Below are 17,671 nucleotides of genomic sequence, written 5' to 3' on the forward strand. Positions count from 1 at the left end.
TTTTCGTTAAAATTATGAAATTATAGCAAATTTAAGGATAAAAATGAGTAAAAAAGCACTTTGTATCATAAGTGGCGGTATGGATAGTACTTTGTGTGCTTATCTGGCCAAAAAAGAAGGTTATGAAATCATCGCTTTGCATTTTGACTATGAACAACGCACTCAAGAAAAAGAAAAAGAATGTTTTAAGCAAATTTGCAAGGCTTTAAAAGTAGAAAAATCTTATATTTTAGATGTGAGTTTTATCAAAGATATAGGGGGTAATGCCTTAACCGATAAAAGTATAGATATCCCTAAAAATGAGCTTTGCATAAGCGATGTCCCACCTATCACTTATGTGCCTTTTCGCAATGGAATTTTCTTAAGCATAGCAGGATCTTTGGCTGAAAAGGAAAATTGTGAGAGTATTTTTATAGGGGTGGTAGAAGAAGATGGCAGTGGTTATCCTGACTGTACTGATGAGTTTATACAAAAGGCACAAGAATTTATCAATGAAGGTACGAGTAAGAATTTCAAAGTTTGTATAAAAACTCCGCTTGTTAGACTAAACAAAGCTAAAATTGTAGAACTAGCCTTAAAAGAAAATGTACCTTTAGAACTTACTTGGTCTTGTTATGAGAGTGAAGATGAAGCTTGTGGGGAGTGCGATAGTTGTTTGCTTCGTTTAAGAGGTTTTGAAAAAGCAGGATTTAAAGATAAGATTAAATATAAGTCCTAGTTTTCACTAGGACTTAAAGCTTAGTTTAAAGTATAAAGCTTGTTTGCTCCATCTTGATAAGAAAGAATATTGATTTTTCCATCTTTAAAGAAAATGCTTCTAGCATTAGTGATAGAGCTTGGGAAAGCGATAGTTTTCACTACTTCTTCTTTGACTGGATCAATTACGGCAATCACATTGTGATTTTTGCTAAGTGTATAAATTTCCCCATCTTTAAAAGTCATAGAAGTTACATAAAGATCGCCTAAAGTTTTACCTTCTTTAAGATTTGCTTTTGGAGTAAATTCTCCTGAAAGAACACAATCTTTTAAAGAAACTTTAGAGATTACAAAAGTTTTAGCGTCTTTGTTGTTTGGAACAGTTGCAAGATAAAGATAATTTCCATCTGTAGTCATACTTGCTACATGGTTAAATTTTGCTCTTACGGTATCAAGTCTTCCGCGACCTAAACTTTCGCCTTGACCTTTAAATTTATCATTGCCTTTTACAAAGTCAGCGTATTGTTTAGCGATATCTTCTTCACTTGCATTAGGATTTTTTGCAAATCTTAAGAAAGATTTGTTTGAGCCCATAAGAATGAATTTATCGTTCATATAAGGTATGATACCGATGATTGGATCGATAGAAGCTGAAAAATAAGGATCAAGTTCAAAACCTTCTTTAACGCTAAAATTATTATCTAAGAAAGCTACATCCCATTTAGAACTTGCTACAAATTCGTTATTGATATAATCAAGAGTATTGATGACTTTGTCAAAATTTATGGTTTGTTCATTTGTGATTTTAAGCTTATCATTGATTTTTGCAAATGGAGCATTGTTGATATCATTATCAAATTTTATGCCAAGTTTTTCACTTGCAGGTGCAAAAGCATAATCAGGAGCTTTAACATCGCGTTTTCCTAAGAAAGAAATATTTTGCCATAAACCATTCCAACCTTCTTTACTCCAAATGATGTATTTTGGATTTAAACTAAATCTTACAGGATCGCCTTGTCCTACATAAGGAGGAATTCCTGTGCTTACAAAAGCTTGGAAAACATTTGATGCTACGATGATAGCACTGATTAAAACTGCTGCAAAGCTAAATTTAGTATATTTTCTAAATTTTTCTCCGTTTAATTCTGTTTCAAAAGCATTAAATTTAGGAGCAAAAGCAAAAATCACACCTAAAAGCAATACAACAGCCCAAAATACTACTTCAGCCCAAAAATAAGTATGGATACCAAAAACTGCTAAACCAAAACCTTGATCTAAATCTCTATGAGCGTGGTTACCATAGTGAGCAAAAGACTGATAAAGCCCTACTGCTGTCATGATTAAAAGAGCGGCAAGGTATTTACCTTTCATACCATAACGAACAATGAAAAGCGCCATTACACCGATAAAGATCATTGCTTCTCTTTGTCCCCAGCAAAGCGTGCAAGGACTATCGCCCAACATATAACCAAATATCAAATTTGCAATACCTACAGGCAAGAGTATAATCAAAAAGCCTGCTAAACACATTAGTGTGTAGAAATTTTTTGTTTTATTGATTTCGTTCATTTAGCCCTTCCTTACAGATTCATTATTGTTAATAGTGCGCCTGTTTTGTGGCCAACATAGAAAAAAACCATTAAAAGCCAAGCTACCATTACCAAACCAAAAGCCAAATTTTCTTTTTCTGGTTTTTTGATAATCAGTATCAAGGCGATTAAAACTAATAAAAGTTCAAGAAACTCCATAGTATCTCCTTTGAAATAAAAACTGCTAATTTTACTTGAAAAACATAAATTAAAAATAAAATTTTTATTGAAATTTCACGTTAAGTTAAATTAACGTGAAAAAAGTTACTGAAAGCTACTTAATTTTTCGGAGAGTTTAGAGGCACCATTTAGAACATTTTGAGAGATATTATTGATTTCACATGATAAATCTTTAACAGAATTTGCAAGTTCGTTAACTTTATCTATATTTGTTCCTAAGATAAGCATTTTATCTTTTACTTCCATGCTTTTATCTTTCATGGTTTGGGTTGATTCTATAGAGCTTTCCAATTTATGCATAGAATTTACAAGTTCTTGTTGTAAATCATTGGTTTTTGAAGAGGTTTCTTTCATGGAATCATGGATAAGATCCATTAAGGCTTTGTTGTCATTGATTTGTTGGACTATAGTATTAACAGTAGCATTGATGTTTAAAAGAGATTTACTTGTTTTATCAGCAAGCTGTCCAACTTCATCGGCTACAACAGCAAATCCACGCCCATGTTCGCCTGCTCTTGCAGCTTCAATAGCTGCATTTAGGGCAAGTAAATTAGTTTGATCAGCTATGTCTTTAATGGAGTTTGTGATTTCTATAATATTATCCGCACTTTGGGTTAGATTGTCCATATTGGCTACTATATTTTGTTCTTTTTCATTGTTTTCATTTATTAAATTTACAAGTTCAGATAGAGTAAGTTCTACTTTATCCATTAGTATGTGCATATCTTGCATATTTTCTATACTTTCTTGTGCTAAATTTCCCGCAAGATTGATATGATCATCTAAAACATGAGTGATTTCTTTAACTCCTTGAATTTGTTCATGTTGCGAATTAGAGCTGTTTTCAAGCATCATAGAGTTGTTTTTGAGTTTTTGTGAATTTTGATGACTTGATTTAGCATTTTCTATGGCTTCTATGATTGAGTTTTGAACGGTGGAAATAAATGAATTAATATATTGAGCACTTTGTCCAAGCTCACTTTTTGGATCTATATTTAAACGAGAGTGTAGATTGGCTTCTTTGCTAGCTAAATTAGCGCTTAGTTTTTCTAAAGTATGAATTGGCATGATGACTTTTTTTAGTGTTAATAAAATAAAAAATACAAATAATACAAGAGTAATTCCAAATACTGCTAAAGCGATATAAAATTTAAATAAATTAGATTGTTCTATAGTATTTTGGGTAAAAGTGTTAAGTTGTTTTAACTCTTTCATGAGAGAATTATTCTCATAAATAGAAGAATTATCTTGCATAATAGAAATTTGCTTTACAATCATGTTATAGTGTTTTAAAAAAAGTTGTAAATTTTCACTTTTTGTATCATTTTTGATTTCTTTCATAAGATTGTTGAGTTGATTTAGTGTTGTTTTTTGTAAAATATTTTCAGTTGAAAGAACGCTTAACATAGAACTCATTGTTTTATAGTTGTTTTTATTTGTTTCATGGTTTTGTTCCAATTCTTCAAAATAATTTTTAGCTAGTTCAAATAAATAAAGTTTTGAATTTACTGCTATGGAATTTGCGGATTTAAAATAATTAAGCTGGATTAATTTGGCATTAAAAATTTCTTCTGCTTTGTTTATGTCAATCCCAAAAGTTTTAAGTTTTGTAAAGTTTTCTTGCATTTTTTTTATTGCTTGAACACTTGGATCGTAGTTGATAAAATTAAAACTATTTTGAAAAACAGAATTGATTTTTTCATCTGAAATTTCTAGTTGTTGAACTATGTTTATCAATTCTTTATTATCTTTAGATGAAGAATAGTTATTAAAAATAATACCTAATAAAACAAGAATGAAAGCTAAAACTAGTGTAGATAAAATAATAAATTTTATCAAAAATGAACTTTTTTTATTTGTCATGATATTCTCCTGTTAAGCTTTCTAAGAATGCAACTATATTGTCAACTGTTTCTTGATCTAAAAATTTTCCTAGTTGATAGTAAGCCATAAACTGAACACAAGCATCTAAAGTAGGTATAGATCCATCATGAAAATAAGGTGCGGTTTTGGCTATATTTCTAAGACTAGGAACTTTAAATACCATTTTATCAGCTTCTCTTTTTGTGATTTCATAGCGCCCTAAATCTTCTTGGTTTGGGTATTCTTCAAAAATACCGATTTTTTGAAACATATTCCCACCTATATTTTGACCTTGATGACAAGAGATGCAGCCATTAGCTTTAAAATCTTCGTAACCTTTTTTAGCTTGAGCTGAAATAGCATTTTGATCCCCGCTAAGATAGCGATCAAAAGGAGAATTTGGGGTGATCAAGGTTTTTTCAAATTCGGCGATTGCAAGAGCTATGTTTTCTACCGTAACTTCTCCATAAAGTTTTTTAAAAGTTTTTACATAATTTTCATTTGAATTAACTTTTTGTAAAAGAAGTTCAGGACTTAGCCCCATTTCTTTTGGATTGAAAAAAGGTCCCATAGCTTGTTCTGTTAAATCTTTAGCTCTGCCATTCCAAAATTGCACAAAATTAAACACAGAATTAAAGGTTGTAGGAGTGTTAAAGGGTTTATCGAGTTGATTATCAACTCCTATTGAAAATTCAAGCCCATCAACACCGTGTTGATCAAGCCTATGGCAAGTATTGCATGAAACTTTTCCATCTTTAGATAAACTTTTATCCATATAAAGACTTTTTCCAAGTTTAGCTTTTTCTTTATCATAAGAGATGGAATTTGGAATAGGGGTTATCATATCTACTGCAAAGACTATATTTGCATAAGATAAACATAAAATCATTATTATTTTTTTCATGATAAATTTCTGCCTTAATTTAAGTTTTTAAAATGCCATTATAGTATAATTTTAGTAAATTATTTAATAATTGATATTTTTTATTTTATTACAAAGTTCTCCTAAATTTTCTATTACACAGCGTACTTTATCTCCTGATTTTAAAAAAGTAGGTGGATTTAACCCCATACCTACTCCACTAGGAGTTCCCATAGATATAATACTTCCAGCTTTTAAAAGCATGCCTGCACTAAGTTCTTCTAAGACATAAGCAATATCAAAAATAAACAATTGAGTGTTAGAGTTTTGGCGTAGTTCATCATTGACATAGCTTTGAAGTTGGAGTTTAGGAGGATAAGAAATTTCATCTACGCTTGTGATATAAGGTCCCATTATAGTGCCACCTTCAAGACTTTTTGCTCGGTAGAATTGTTTGTGGCGTTTTTGAAGTTCGCGAGCTGAAATTTCATTGATAATAGTATAGCCAAAGATATAATCTTTTGCATCTTTAGCTTTGATTTTATAAGCATCTTTACTTAAAATAAATGCAAGCTCACATTCATAATCAAGCTGAGAAGTTACATCTGCATGTAAAGGTATATCGCCAAAAGGTGGCGTAGCTTGATTGCAGCGTTTTCCAAAATATACAGGATATTCTCTTTCTTCAAATTTTTCACCCTTAAATTTGGCAGATTCTTTGGCATGATCTAAAAAATTAATCCCAAGACATATAATATCTTGGCGAGGTTCTATAATAGGGGCTAGATAATTTTCTTGTGGAATTTCATAGGCTATTTTAGAATCCAAGTCTGTAAGCTTGTGTTTAAATTTATCAAAATGGATAATAAATTCATTCATATCGTTAGTTTCAATGCCAAGATCATCAAAACTTACAATTTTTCCACTAGAATTTAGCACTCCTAGACCTGGTTTTTGACCCTGTATAAAATTAACAAATTTCATTTGGAAAATCTCGCTTTTTTATTTAATTATACTTAAAGTTTTAGCAAGAATTATTTTTTTGTTTTAAAATTTGGTAAAAAAGTGATTGATTGTAGCGTAGTGAAACATCATTTTATTTTATGGAATTGTTGAAAATTTCTTTTATGTTTATTTTTGAGTTGATATCAAAATTTTGATTTTTATATTGAAATTTCAAACGATAAGAATGCAAACACAAACGCAAGGCACCTGTAAGTTTTAAGCGTTCTTTAGGATTTAATTTTTCATCTAAAATACTTTCGATTTGTTCTTTGCTAAGCCCATAAAGTGGATCGCCTAAAATGGTATGATTTTTATAGTGTAAATGCACTCTTATTTGATGTTGTCTGCCTGTTAAGGGTTTACAAAGTAAAAGAGTAGCGTTGATTTTAGGAAAGTATTCTAAAATTTCAAATTCAGTGATAGCTTGTTTTCCTTCTTTGCAAATTTGCATTCTTGTTTTTACATCATCGTAGTTTTTAGTTAAATTTATAGCTTTATCAACTATAAAATTTTCTTCTATTTTTCCATGAGCTAGAGCAAGGTATTCTTTTTGAACTAGTTTTTTTTCAAACAAGCTTTTAAGATCAATTTGAGCTTTTTTATTTTTGGCTATAAGTATAAGTCCGCTCGTTTCTTTATCGAGCCTGTGTGCTACGCAAGCTTCTTTTCCCCAAAGATGCCAAATTTCATCACTAAGACTGTATTTGCAATGTCTACCATTTGGATGGCTTAAGATCCCACTTTCTTTTTCAAGTATGGCAAAGTCTTCATTTTCAAAGACAATTTCTACTCCTTTGGGATTGTTTTCATAGACTATAAGCTCTACTAAACCATTTAAAATTTTATTCTTTTCTTCTACTAAAATTCCATCACAAAAAAGTCTTTTTTTGTCTATGAGTTTTTGTGCTTCATTTATGCTAATTTTTAAATTTTCCATAAGGACTTGAAACGCCTTTTTTCCATTGTTTGAGAGTTTTATTTTTATGTAGGCCATTTAATAACTTTCTTAGGATAATTTGATATAATTTCTGTTTTTTAAAATATAAAATTATAGCTAAAAAGGTTTCAAAGATGGTTGAAAGATATAGCAGAGAAATCATGGCTAAAAAATGGGACATGCAAGCAAAATACGATGCGTGGTTAAAAGTAGAATTAGCCGCTGTAAAAGCTTGGAATAAACTCGGTCTCATTAATGACACAGACTGCGAAAAAATTCTTAAAAATGCAAAATTTGATATTGCAAGAATAGATGAAATAGAAAAAACCACAAAACATGATGTTATAGCTTTTCTTACAAGTGTAAGTGAAAGTTTGGGAGAAGAGAGTCGTTTTGTGCATTATGCAATGACAAGTTCTGATTGTATAGATACGGCTGTTGCTTTACAGATAAAAGAGAGTTTGGAGCTTATTTTAGAAGATGTTTCTTTGCTTTTAGAAGCGATTAAAAAGCGTGCTTTGGAGCATAAAAACACCTTAATGGTAGGAAGAAGTCATGGAATTCATGGAGAACCTATGACTTTTGGTTTGGTGTTAGCTATTTGGTATGATGAAATTTCGCATGCAAAAGAGCTTTTAGAACATGCAAAAGAAGTGATAAGCTATGGAAAAATCAGCGGTGCAATGGGAAATTTTGCTCATGCTCCTTTGGAATTTGAAGAAGAAGTTTGTAAAAATTTAGGTCTTAAAGCTGCCCCTGTTTCAAATCAAGTGATCCAAAGAGATCGTTATGCTCAGGTTATTTCTGCTATTGCGATTTTAGCTTCAAGTTGTGAGCAAATCGCTGTAGCCATAAGACATTTTCAAAGAACTGAAGTTTATGAGGCTGAAGAGTATTTTAGTGTAGGACAAAAAGGAAGTTCAGCTATGCCACATAAAAGAAATCCTGTTTTAAGTGAAAATATCACAGGACTTTGTCGTGTGCTTAGATCTTTTGTAACTCCAGCTTTGGAAAATGTTGCACTTTGGCATGAAAGAGATATATCTCATTCTAGTGTTGAAAGATTTATTTTGCCTGATGCTTTTATCACGGCTGATTTTATGCTTATGCGTCTTACAAATTTGATTGATAAGCTTTTGGTTTATCCTGAAAATATGATGAAAAATTTAAATCTTACAGGCGGGCTTGTATTTTCAGGGAGGGTGCTTTTAGAACTTCCATTTAAAGGCATTAGCCGTGAAGAAGCTTATAAAATAGTTCAAAGAAACGCTATGAAAGTTTGGGCAGATTTGCAAAATGGCAAGGCTGCTATCAATGAAAAAAATGAAAGTTTGTTTTTGTTAGCGCTTTTAAGCGATGAAGATTTAAGAAAAAGTTTGAGCGAAGAGGATGTAAGAAAATGTTTCGATTATAACTACTATACAAAAAATGTTGATGCAATTTTTAAAAGAACATTTAAATAAAAAGCAAGGAAGGCAATGAAAGTTATTAAAAGAAATGGTCGTACAGAAGAATTGGATGTTTCTAAGATCAAAAAATGCACCTCTGATGCTGTAAAAGATTTAGAAGGTGTGAATTTAAGCGAACTTGAACTTGATGCAAAGATTCAATTTCGTGATGGAATTTCAACTGAAGAGATTCAAAAAACTTTAATTAAAACTGCAGTAGATAAGATAGATATTGATTGTCCAAATTGGACCTTTGTTGCAGCTAGACTTTTTTTATTTGATTTATATAAAAAAGTTAATGGTATGAATCGCTATAATCATTTGCGTGAGTATTTTCAAAAGGGTGAAAAAGAAGGAAGAATTTTACTTGGTCTTAAAGAAAAATATGATTTAGATGATTTAAATGCTTATATTAAACCTGAACGCGATATGCAATTTACTTATCTTGGTATTAAAACTTTATATGATAGATACTTGATTAAAGATAGTAAAGGTATGCCTATAGAACTTCCTCAACAAATGTTTATGGCCATTGCGATGTTTTTAGCGCAGAATGAATTTAATCCTCAAGAATGGGCGAAGAAATTTTACGATCTTATTTCTAAATTTGAACTCATGCTTGCAACTCCGACTTTATCTAATGCAAGAACAACGCGCCATCAGCTTAGTTCTTGTTATATAGGATCAACCCCTGATAATATTGAAGGTATTTTTGATTCTTACCAAGAAATGGCTTTGCTTTCTAAATTTGGTGGTGGTATAGGTTGGGATTGGTCTAAAGTGCGTGCTATGGGTGGAAGCATAGATGGGCATAAAAATGCCGCAGGAGGGATTATACCTTTCTTGAAAATTACCAACGATATTGCTGTGGCAGTAGATCAACTAGGAACCAGAAAAGGAGCTATAGCCGTTTATATAGAACCTTGGCACATGGATATAAGTGATTTTATCGATTTGCGTAAAAATTCAGGTGAAGAAAGACGCCGTGCTCATGAACTTTTCCCTGCTTTATGGATCAATGATCTTTTTATGAAAAGAGTAAGAGCTAATGATAAATGGACTCTTTTTGATCCTGCAGATACAGCGGATTTGTGTGATTTATATGGCGAGGCTTTTGAAAAACGCTATGAAGAATATGAAAAAGATGAAAGCATTACCAAAGAAATCGTAGAAGCTAAAGAGCTTTGGAAGAAAATTTTGCTAAATTATTTTGAAACAGGCTTGCCATTTTTATGTTTTAAGGATAGTGCTAATAGAGCAAATCCAAATGCTCATGTAGGAATTATTAGAAGTTCAAATTTATGTACTGAAATTTTTCAAAATACCGAGCCAAATTATTATCAAATTAAAGTAGTTTTTGAAAATGGAGATGAGCTTCATTTTGATGAAGAGCAAAAGGTTGTGATCGATGGGGGATATGAAAAACCAGCCAAAAAAATATCAACTTTAGATAGCATTGATGGTAATAAAGTTTATATAGTGGAAAAATATAAAAATGATGGAAAAACAGCCGTTTGTAATCTAGCAAGTATAAATCTTAGCAAAGTATATACTAAAGAAGATATAGAGCGTGTTGTTCCAACAGCTATTCGTATGCTTGATAATGTAATTGATTTAAATTTTTATCCTCATAGAAAAGTAAAAGATACAAATTTAAAATCTCGTGCCATAGGTCTTGGAGTTATGGGCGAGGCACAAATGCTTGCTGAGGCTAAGATTCATTGGGGAAGCGATGAGCATTTAAATAAAATCGATGAGATTATGGAGCAAATTAGCTTTGAGGCTATTAATGCGAGTTCAAATTTAGCTCTTGAAAAAGGTTCTTATGAAGATTTTGAAGGATCAAATTGGAGCAAGGGGATTTTTCCTATTGATGTAGCAAGTCCTAAGGCTAAAGCTTTAACTTTAAGAGAGGGCTTATTTGATCAAAGTGAATGCGACTGGGTTAAACTTAGAGAAAAAGTTAAAAAAGATGGTATGAGAAATGGTTATTTGATGGCCATTGCACCTACTTCTTCTATTTCTATCTTGGTGGGTACTACGCAGACTATAGAACCTGTTTACAAAAGAAAGTGGTTTGAACAAAATTTAAGTGGTATGATACCTGTTGTTGTGCCAAATTTAAGCCTTGATACTTGGCAATACTATACTCCAGCCTACGAACTTGATCAAAAAATTCTTGTAAAGGCTGCTGCTGTGCGTGGTAAATGGATCGATCAAGGGCAGAGTTTAAATATCTTTTTATCGCTTGATAAAGCAAGTGGGGGATATTTAAATGAAATTTATCAACTCGCTTGGGAGCTTGGAGTAAAATCTACTTATTATCTAAGAAGCGAAAGCCCTGATAGTGAAAAAGTCAATGTTGCAGATCGTAGCATAGAATGTGAAGGTTGCCAATAAATACTAAAACCCAATGAAAAGCATTGGGTTTTAAAAGATTAAGAATTGTAAATTTCTTTATCTAGAGCTTTGAGATTTTTTGCGGTACAAAGTGCCGAAGTCATAGCTCCTGAGACATTGCTTGCTGTTCTTGCCATATCTATAATAGGATCTATGGCTAAAATCAAACTTAGCATGACAAAGTTATTACCAAATCCAATCCCTGCTAGCATAATAGAAGCCGCCATAGTTGCGCTTCCAGGTACCCCAGCTATACCCAAGGATCCAATAACAGCTACCAAAACTATCATTAAAGCAAATGTAAAATCAATATGTGTATGTGTAGCAAAAGCTACAAAAACTGCCGCTAAAGCTGGAAAATATCCTGCACAACCATTAAGTCCTGTTGTTGTGCCTATAGATGCTACAAAATTAGCTATAGCTGAATTAACTCCAAATTTATTTTGCAAAGTTGAAGTAGTCATAGGCAAAGTGCCCAAAGAAGATCTTGAGCTAAATGCAAATAACCATACAGGAAATGCTTTTTTTGCATATTTTATAGGGTTTAGCCCTTGTGAAGCAAGAAGTAAAAAATGCACCCCGAACATTATTAACATAGCTATATAAATAAGCATTATAAAAAGTCCAGCTGTTTTGATAGCTTCAAAACCATTGCTTAAAAGCACATTAGCCATCATACAAACTACAGCATAAGGCATAAATCTAATGACTGTAGCAGTCATGTTCATCATAATATTATAAAAGGTTAGGATAAAATTATGAAAACTTTTAAAGGCTTGTTCATACTCTTCTTTTTTAGAAATTTTTTTAGCACTAATTCCTATAAAAAAAGAAAAAATGACAATAGCTATAATATTTTCTTTATTAATAGCTGCAATGATGTTGCTAGGTATTAGCCCTAGTATAATATTTGAAAAAGTTTGAATTTCGCGAATTTGTTTATTTCCTTCATGTATAGCAAAATTACTTCCTAAATCAAAACTATAACCTAAAAATATACCCAAGGTTGCAGCTATGGCTGTGCTAAAGAGTATCCAAAAAAGACTTATTCCAAGCAAGGAGGATATTTTGATATTTTTATCAATTTCTATAATTACTTTTATAATGCAAATGCTTACAAGAGGAACAACCAGCATTTTTATAAAAGCTACAAAAACAGAACTTACAAATGCAAACCAATGTTTTGTTTCGCTATACCAAAGAATATTACTTGCTTCTTTAGCATCTGGAAAATTTGCCAAATATTGCAAAGCAAAACCAAACCCCAAACCCATTAAAAGCGCAAATAGCATGCGAAGAGAAAAATTGATTTTTATATCCCGCATTTTTTTTAATGCGTAAAAAATAACACAAAGCATAGCAAGAGTAGTTATAGTATGAGCTTGTGAAAGCATTAGAAAATCTTGAAAAAATTGTTTATCCATAAAAAGTCCTTATAAGAAACTATAATCAAGCACAAGGTATATGAAAATATACTTGCGTAAAGCTTGATTTTATAAATGGTAGCATAAAAATATTTTAAATAAGATAAAATTAGTATGATTTATTCTATATCTTTATGTAGGCAATGTTCAAATATAAATTTGTGTTCTTGTGGTAAGGCTTCAAATAAAGCATTTGCTAAATTTCTAATCTCCCAAAGAGCTGATTTTGAACTACGCAAAGATATAAAATTTTGTAAACTTCTTGCATTAATCGTTAGTGTAAGTTCGGTTTTATAGCTTTCTGGTAAGCAATATTTGGCTATATCTAGACTAATGCTTTTTTGTAAAATGGTGCGTAAATTTTCTAAGGCTTTAATGCTTGCGTTATCAACCTCTTCATTGCCACAAAGCACAAGATAACGGCTTGCATTTTCAAAATCTCCTATTTTAAATTCAGCTTCATTGCGAAGTTCTTTTAAGGTATAACGCGTGCTTTTTACACTAGGACTAGTGTGACGGTGTCTTGCAACTTCTTGTAAGCAAGCTCTTGAAATTCCTTGTATATAAAAAGTATAGTTTAGATGTTCTAAGGTTGAAGCGTGTTTGAATTTATTACCCACGCGATCGATAAGTTCTTTATCTTTTTCGCCACCGCAATCGCCTTTTTCAAAGCTTTGCCAACAAGTTCTTGTTGCATGAGAACAAACAGATAATGGAGTGTGAAAAAGTAAAGTGATTTGCATGCTTATTCCTTTTTTGATAAAAATATTTTTTGTAATTCTTGCATTTTTTACTTAAAATTCTAATGAAATAAAAAGTTTTATCAAGCTATAATTAGATAAAAAAATAAGGCTTATTATCAATGAAACAAACAAAATATATTTTTGTAACAGGTGGAGTTTTAAGTTCTTTGGGTAAAGGGATAGCCGCTGCTTCTATCGCAACACTTTTAAAAAATTCAGGGCTTAAAGTGAGTATTTTAAAAGCTGATCCTTATATCAATGTTGATCCAGGCACTATGAGTCCTTTTGAGCATGGAGAGGTTTTTGTAACTGATGATGGAGCAGAAACGGATCTTGATTTGGGGCATTATGAGCGTTTTTTGGATGAGAGTTTATCTCAAGATAATAACTTCACTACAGGACGGGTTTATCAAAGTGTGATTGAAAAAGAAAGGCGTGGAGAATATCTTGGCAAAACCATTCAAGTTATCCCTCATATAGTAGGAGAAATCAAAGATCGCATTAAAAAAGCAGGAGAAGGCAAAGATATACTTATCGTTGAAATAGGCGGAACTGTTGGGGATATAGAAGGCTTGCCTTTTTTAGAAGCTATTCGTGCTTTGCGTTTGGAAGTGGGTAAAAATAATGCTATGAATATTCATCTTACTCTAGTACCTTTTATTAAGGCTGCAGGGGAATTAAAAACAAAGCCAACTCAACATAGTGTAGGCGAGTTAAGACGCATAGGCATTAGTCCTGATATGATTATTTGTCGTAGTGAAAAAGCTCTTGATAGAGATTTAAAAGATAAAATTGCTATTTCTTGCGGGGTAGAAAAAAATTGCGTGATAGAAAGTGTTGATGCGGCTAGTATTTATCAAATTCCACTTAATTTTTTAAAGCAAGATATTTTAAGCCCTATTGCTGAAATTTTGGATTTGAAAAATTTAAAACCTAATATGGAAAATTGGGACTCTTTGGTAAAAAGAGTTATAGCTCCAAGCAATGAAGTTAAAATCGCTTTTGTAGGCAAATATGTGGATTTAAAAGAAAGTTATAAAAGCCTTACTGAAGCTATTATACATGCAGGTGCAGCCCTAGATACTAAAGTGGAGTTAAAATGGGTAGATAGTGAAAAACTTGAAAATATGGAAAGTTCTGAAGTATTTAAAGATGTGAGTGGAATTTTGGTTGCTGGGGGATTTGGATATCGTGGTGTAGAAGGTAAGATAAAAGCCATTCAATACGCAAGAGAAAATAAAATTCCTTTTTTAGGAATTTGTTTAGGTATGCAGCTTGCTTTGGTGGAATTTGCCAGAAATGTATTAAAACTTAAAGATGTAAATTCAAGTGAATTTAATGAAAAATGCCAAAATCCTGTGGTTTATTTGATTGATGAATTTATGGATACAAATGGAGAAAAACAAATTCGTACTGCAAAAACTCCTTTAGGTGGAACTATGCGTTTAGGGGCTTATAAATGTGATATCAAGGAAAAATCCCTTTTGGCTAAGGTTTATAATGAAGTAAAGAGTGTAAAAGAACGCCATCGTCATCGCTATGAAGCAAATCCAAAATATAGAGCAGATTTTGAAAAATACGGTTTGATTGTAAGTGGTGAAAGCAAAGGATTGATTGAAGCAGTTGAGCTTAACTGTCATCCTTTTTTCTTGGCTGTGCAGTTTCATCCAGAATTTACATCAAGACTTGAGCATGTTAATCCTGTGATTTGCAGTTTTATCAAGGCAGCTATAAACTATGAAGATAATTAATAAAAATGAAATTAAAAAAATTTTGGCTTCACGCTTTGAAAAAGATTTGCATACCAAACTTTGTGATCTGCCTTTGCCATGCTGTTTAAAGGATGCATATAAAGCAGCTAATCGCATCAAAGAAGCTGTAGAAAAAAATGAGAAAGTCGCTATAGTAGGAGATTATGATGTTGATGGAATCATTTCTTGTGTTATTATGGCAGAATTTTTCGATGATATAGGTTTTGATTATATTATAAGAATTCCGAATCGTTTTAAAGATGGATATGGATTAAATGCTGAGATCATCAACGAACTTGATGTAAATTTAATAATAACAGTAGATAATGGAATAGCTGCTCTTGAAGCAGCCAAACTCTGTAAAGAAAAAAATATAGATTTGATTATCACTGATCATCATATGCCTCAAGATGTTTTACCTGATGCTTTTGCCATTATCAATCCAAAGCAAAAAGATTGTGATTTTCCAGAAATTGAAATTTGTGGAGCTCAAGTCGCATGGTATTTGATAGCGGCTTTAAAAGAGGTGTGCAAGCTTAAATATGACATGTGTAAATTTTTAGAACTTTTGGCGATTGCAATTGTTGCAGATATGATGGAACTTAGAGATTTAAATCGTGCTTTAGTAAGGCGTGGCATAGATCATATTAACAAATCTAAAAGGGCTGCTTTTAGGGCTATTAAGCATTATTATCAAAAGGATAAATTTGCTCTTGATAATATAGGATTTTTAATTGCTCCGCTTATAAATAGTGCTGGAAGAATGGATGATGCAAGTATTTCTTATGAATTTTTACACACTAAAGATTTTAATAAAGCTTTAGAATATCTAGAGCAAATTGTTAGTTTTAATGAAAGTCGTAAAGATGAAGAAAAACAGCTTTTTGAAGATAGTTTAAATCAAATCGATGAAAACGATTCTTGTATTGTTGTATCGGGTTTAAATTGGCATGAAGGTGTTTTAGGGATTGTGGCAAGTCGTTTAGCTAAACATTTTAATAAACCTGCTTTTGTATTTTCTCAAAATGAAGAACACTTAAAAGGCAGCGCAAGAAGTGTTGGCAAGATTGATATTTTAGCTTTAATTTCCAAGACAAATTCTATATTAAGCAATTATGGTGGTCATAAAGGTGCTGCTGGAATCAGTTTAAACTCTGAAAATTTTGAACAATTTAAAAATAAAATCAAAAAAGAATGTTCGCAAATTTCTGAAAGTGAATTTTTGGATACAGATGAAATTTTAGGAATCTTAGAACCTAGCGAAATTGATTTTGAAATGCTTGAAATTTTAGAATCTTTTGAACCTTTTGGACATAAAAATCCACGACCTTTTTTTGTTTTAGAAAATCTTTGTGTAAAAAATAAAAAACTTCTAGGTAAAGATGAAAAACACTTAAAGCTTGTTTTAACTAAGGAAAATAAAACCATAGAAGCTTTATTTTTTAATTTTGATAAAGAGCCAGAATTGAATCAAAATATTTCTTTGCTTGGAAGTATTTCTAAGAATGAATTTAGGGGAATGGTAACTCCACAGTTTGTTGTTAAAGAGATTTTATAAAAATTTTTACTTATAATTTGCATTAATAACATTAAAAAATTAATATACAAGAGATTAAAAAATTATTTATATGTTGTCTTTTTATAGGAGTATGTATGAAAAAAGCTAAATCAAGGATTGCTATTTTAGGAACAGGCGGAACGATAGCAGGCTTCATTGATAGCACTATTGCTACAACAGGATATACGGCCGGAGCCATTGATATAGATGTATTAATTAAAGCAGTTCCGCAAATTAGAGATTTAGCAGATATTAGTTGGGAGCAAATAGCAAATATTGATAGTTCAAATATGTGTGATGAAATTTGGTTAAGGCTTGCTAAAAAAATTGCTAAGCTTTTTGCTGAGGGGATAGACGGTGTGGTGATAACTCATGGTACTGATACTATGGAAGAAACTGCTTATTTTTTAAATTTAACCATTAAAAGTGATAAGCCCGTAGTTCTAGTTGGCGCTATGCGTCCATCAACTGCTATAAGTGCGGATGGTCCGAAAAATCTTTATAATGCAGTGGCATTAGTTGCCAATAAAGAAGCTAAGAATAAGGGTGTTATGGTAGCTATAAATGATAAAATTTTAAGCGCTAGAGGCGTAGTAAAAACTCATAGTTTAAATGTTGATGCTTTCTCTTCTCCTGATTTTGGGGATTTGGGTTATATAGTAGATGGTAAAGTCTTTTTCTATAATAATGTTACTAAAGCTCACACAAAAAACGCTCCTTTTGATGTAAGCAAACTCACAAGTTTGCCAAAAGTAGATATTCTTTATAGCTATTCAAATGATGGTAGTGGTGTCGCTGCAAAAGCTTTATTTGAACATGGAACTAAGGGCATAGTTGTTGCAGGAAGTGGAGCAGGAAGTATACACAAAAATCAAAAAGATGTTTTAAAAGAGCTTTTAAAAAAAGGGCTTAAGGTTGTTGTAAGTTCAAGGGTTGTAGCAGGTTGTGTTGCTGTGAGTGATTCAGATGAAAAATTAGGTTTTATTAGTGCTGAAGATTTAAATCCTCAAAAAGCAAGAGTTTTGCTTATATTAGCACTTACAAAAACAAGTGATCCTAAAAAAATTCAAGAGTATTTTTTAAAATATTAAAATTTTTTAAATATTTCTAAACTTAGGGAACTTATCTTCCCTAAGTCAAGCCTTTCAATCCTATTAATAGTATATTATATCTTGTATTTTTTATTATCATTTAACCCCCCCCCATTTTTAAACC

At 31.6% G+C, this 17,671-nt stretch carries 14 protein-coding genes; 6 read left to right on the forward strand and 8 right to left on the reverse strand.

The annotated features are described in order from the left end of the window. Positions 1–43: 43 nt before the first annotated feature. A complete protein-coding gene (gene queC / locus FBF10_RS01840) occupies positions 44–718 on the forward strand; it encodes a 7-cyano-7-deazaguanine synthase QueC (RefSeq protein ID WP_002859730.1) in 675 nt (224 codons plus the stop codon). Positions 719–738: 20 nt separating this feature from the next. Here the strand turns inward: queC and dsbI are convergent, their stop codons facing one another. The 6 genes from dsbI to FBF10_RS01870 form a co-directional block, all read right to left on the reverse strand. Continuing rightward, complete coding sequence (dsbI, locus tag FBF10_RS01845; RefSeq protein ID WP_002888391.1) at positions 739–2,265, reverse strand: disulfide bond formation protein DsbI; 1,527 nt, start codon at positions 2,263–2,265, stop codon at positions 739–741. 11 nt (positions 2,266–2,276) lie between these two features. Beyond that, the gene (gene dba, locus FBF10_RS01850; protein ID WP_002779270.1) at positions 2,277–2,444 is read right to left on the reverse strand and encodes a disulfide bond formation protein Dba; all 168 of its coding nucleotides are present in this window, start codon (positions 2,442–2,444) and stop codon (positions 2,277–2,279) included. 105 nt (positions 2,445–2,549) lie between these two features. Beyond that, positions 2,550–4,328, reverse strand: coding sequence for a methyl-accepting chemotaxis protein (locus FBF10_RS01855; RefSeq protein WP_002865311.1), 1,779 nt, complete (start codon positions 4,326–4,328; stop codon positions 2,550–2,552). Further along, positions 4,318–5,232, reverse strand: coding sequence for a cytochrome-c peroxidase (locus tag FBF10_RS01860; RefSeq protein WP_002888393.1), 915 nt, complete (start codon positions 5,230–5,232; stop codon positions 4,318–4,320). The genes FBF10_RS01855 and FBF10_RS01860 overlap by 11 nt, the downstream gene beginning before the upstream one ends. Before the next feature lie 63 nt (positions 5,233–5,295). After that, a complete protein-coding gene (locus tag FBF10_RS01865) occupies positions 5,296–6,174 on the reverse strand; it encodes a fumarylacetoacetate hydrolase family protein (protein WP_002888395.1) in 879 nt (292 codons plus the stop codon). Between the two features lie 112 nt (positions 6,175–6,286). Further along, entirely contained in the window at positions 6,287–7,189 is a 903-nt protein-coding gene (locus FBF10_RS01870; RefSeq protein WP_020246802.1) for an RluA family pseudouridine synthase, read from the reverse strand. Between the two features lie 77 nt (positions 7,190–7,266). On the opposite strand from FBF10_RS01870, the gene purB reads away from it, so the two are divergent. Both purB and FBF10_RS01880 read left to right on the forward strand, forming a co-directional pair. After that, entirely contained in the window at positions 7,267–8,595 is a 1,329-nt protein-coding gene (purB, locus tag FBF10_RS01875; protein WP_002888399.1) for an adenylosuccinate lyase, read from the forward strand. A gap of 15 nt (positions 8,596–8,610) precedes the next feature. Next, positions 8,611–10,980: a ribonucleoside-diphosphate reductase subunit alpha gene (locus tag FBF10_RS01880; RefSeq protein WP_002888402.1), complete on the forward strand. Its 2,370-nt coding sequence runs from the start codon at positions 8,611–8,613 to the stop codon at positions 10,978–10,980. Positions 10,981–11,018: 38 nt separating this feature from the next. On the opposite strand, the gene FBF10_RS01885 is transcribed toward FBF10_RS01880, so the two are convergent. Together FBF10_RS01885 and thyX are read right to left on the reverse strand one after the other, a co-directional pair. Further along, a complete protein-coding gene (locus tag FBF10_RS01885) occupies positions 11,019–12,404 on the reverse strand; it encodes a cation:dicarboxylase symporter family transporter (RefSeq protein WP_020246803.1) in 1,386 nt (461 codons plus the stop codon). 119 nt (positions 12,405–12,523) lie between these two features. Then, positions 12,524–13,147, reverse strand: coding sequence for an FAD-dependent thymidylate synthase (gene thyX / locus FBF10_RS01890; protein WP_002853111.1), 624 nt, complete (start codon positions 13,145–13,147; stop codon positions 12,524–12,526). Between the two features lie 119 nt (positions 13,148–13,266). Here thyX and FBF10_RS01895 point away from each other — a divergent pair, with 119 nt between their 5' ends. From FBF10_RS01895 to FBF10_RS01905, 3 genes are all read left to right on the forward strand, one after another. Further along, positions 13,267–14,898 carry a CTP synthase gene (locus tag FBF10_RS01895; RefSeq protein WP_002853102.1) on the forward strand — a complete coding sequence of 544 codons (1,632 nt, stop codon included), beginning with the start codon at positions 13,267–13,269 and terminating at the stop codon, positions 14,896–14,898. Beyond that, entirely contained in the window at positions 14,885–16,456 is a 1,572-nt protein-coding gene (recJ, locus tag FBF10_RS01900) for a single-stranded-DNA-specific exonuclease RecJ (protein ID WP_002855578.1), read from the forward strand. Before FBF10_RS01895 ends, recJ begins: the two co-directional genes overlap by 14 nt. 83 nt (positions 16,457–16,539) lie before the next feature. Further along, on the forward strand, positions 16,540–17,547 hold the full coding sequence (locus FBF10_RS01905) for a type II asparaginase (protein WP_255005614.1): 1,008 nt from the start codon (positions 16,540–16,542) through the stop codon (positions 17,545–17,547). The last annotated feature ends 124 nt before the right edge of the window (positions 17,548–17,671 follow it).

The organism is Campylobacter sp. CFSAN093249, from assembly GCF_011067895.1.
GTDB lineage: Bacteria > Campylobacterota > Campylobacteria > Campylobacterales > Campylobacteraceae > Campylobacter_D > Campylobacter_D jejuni.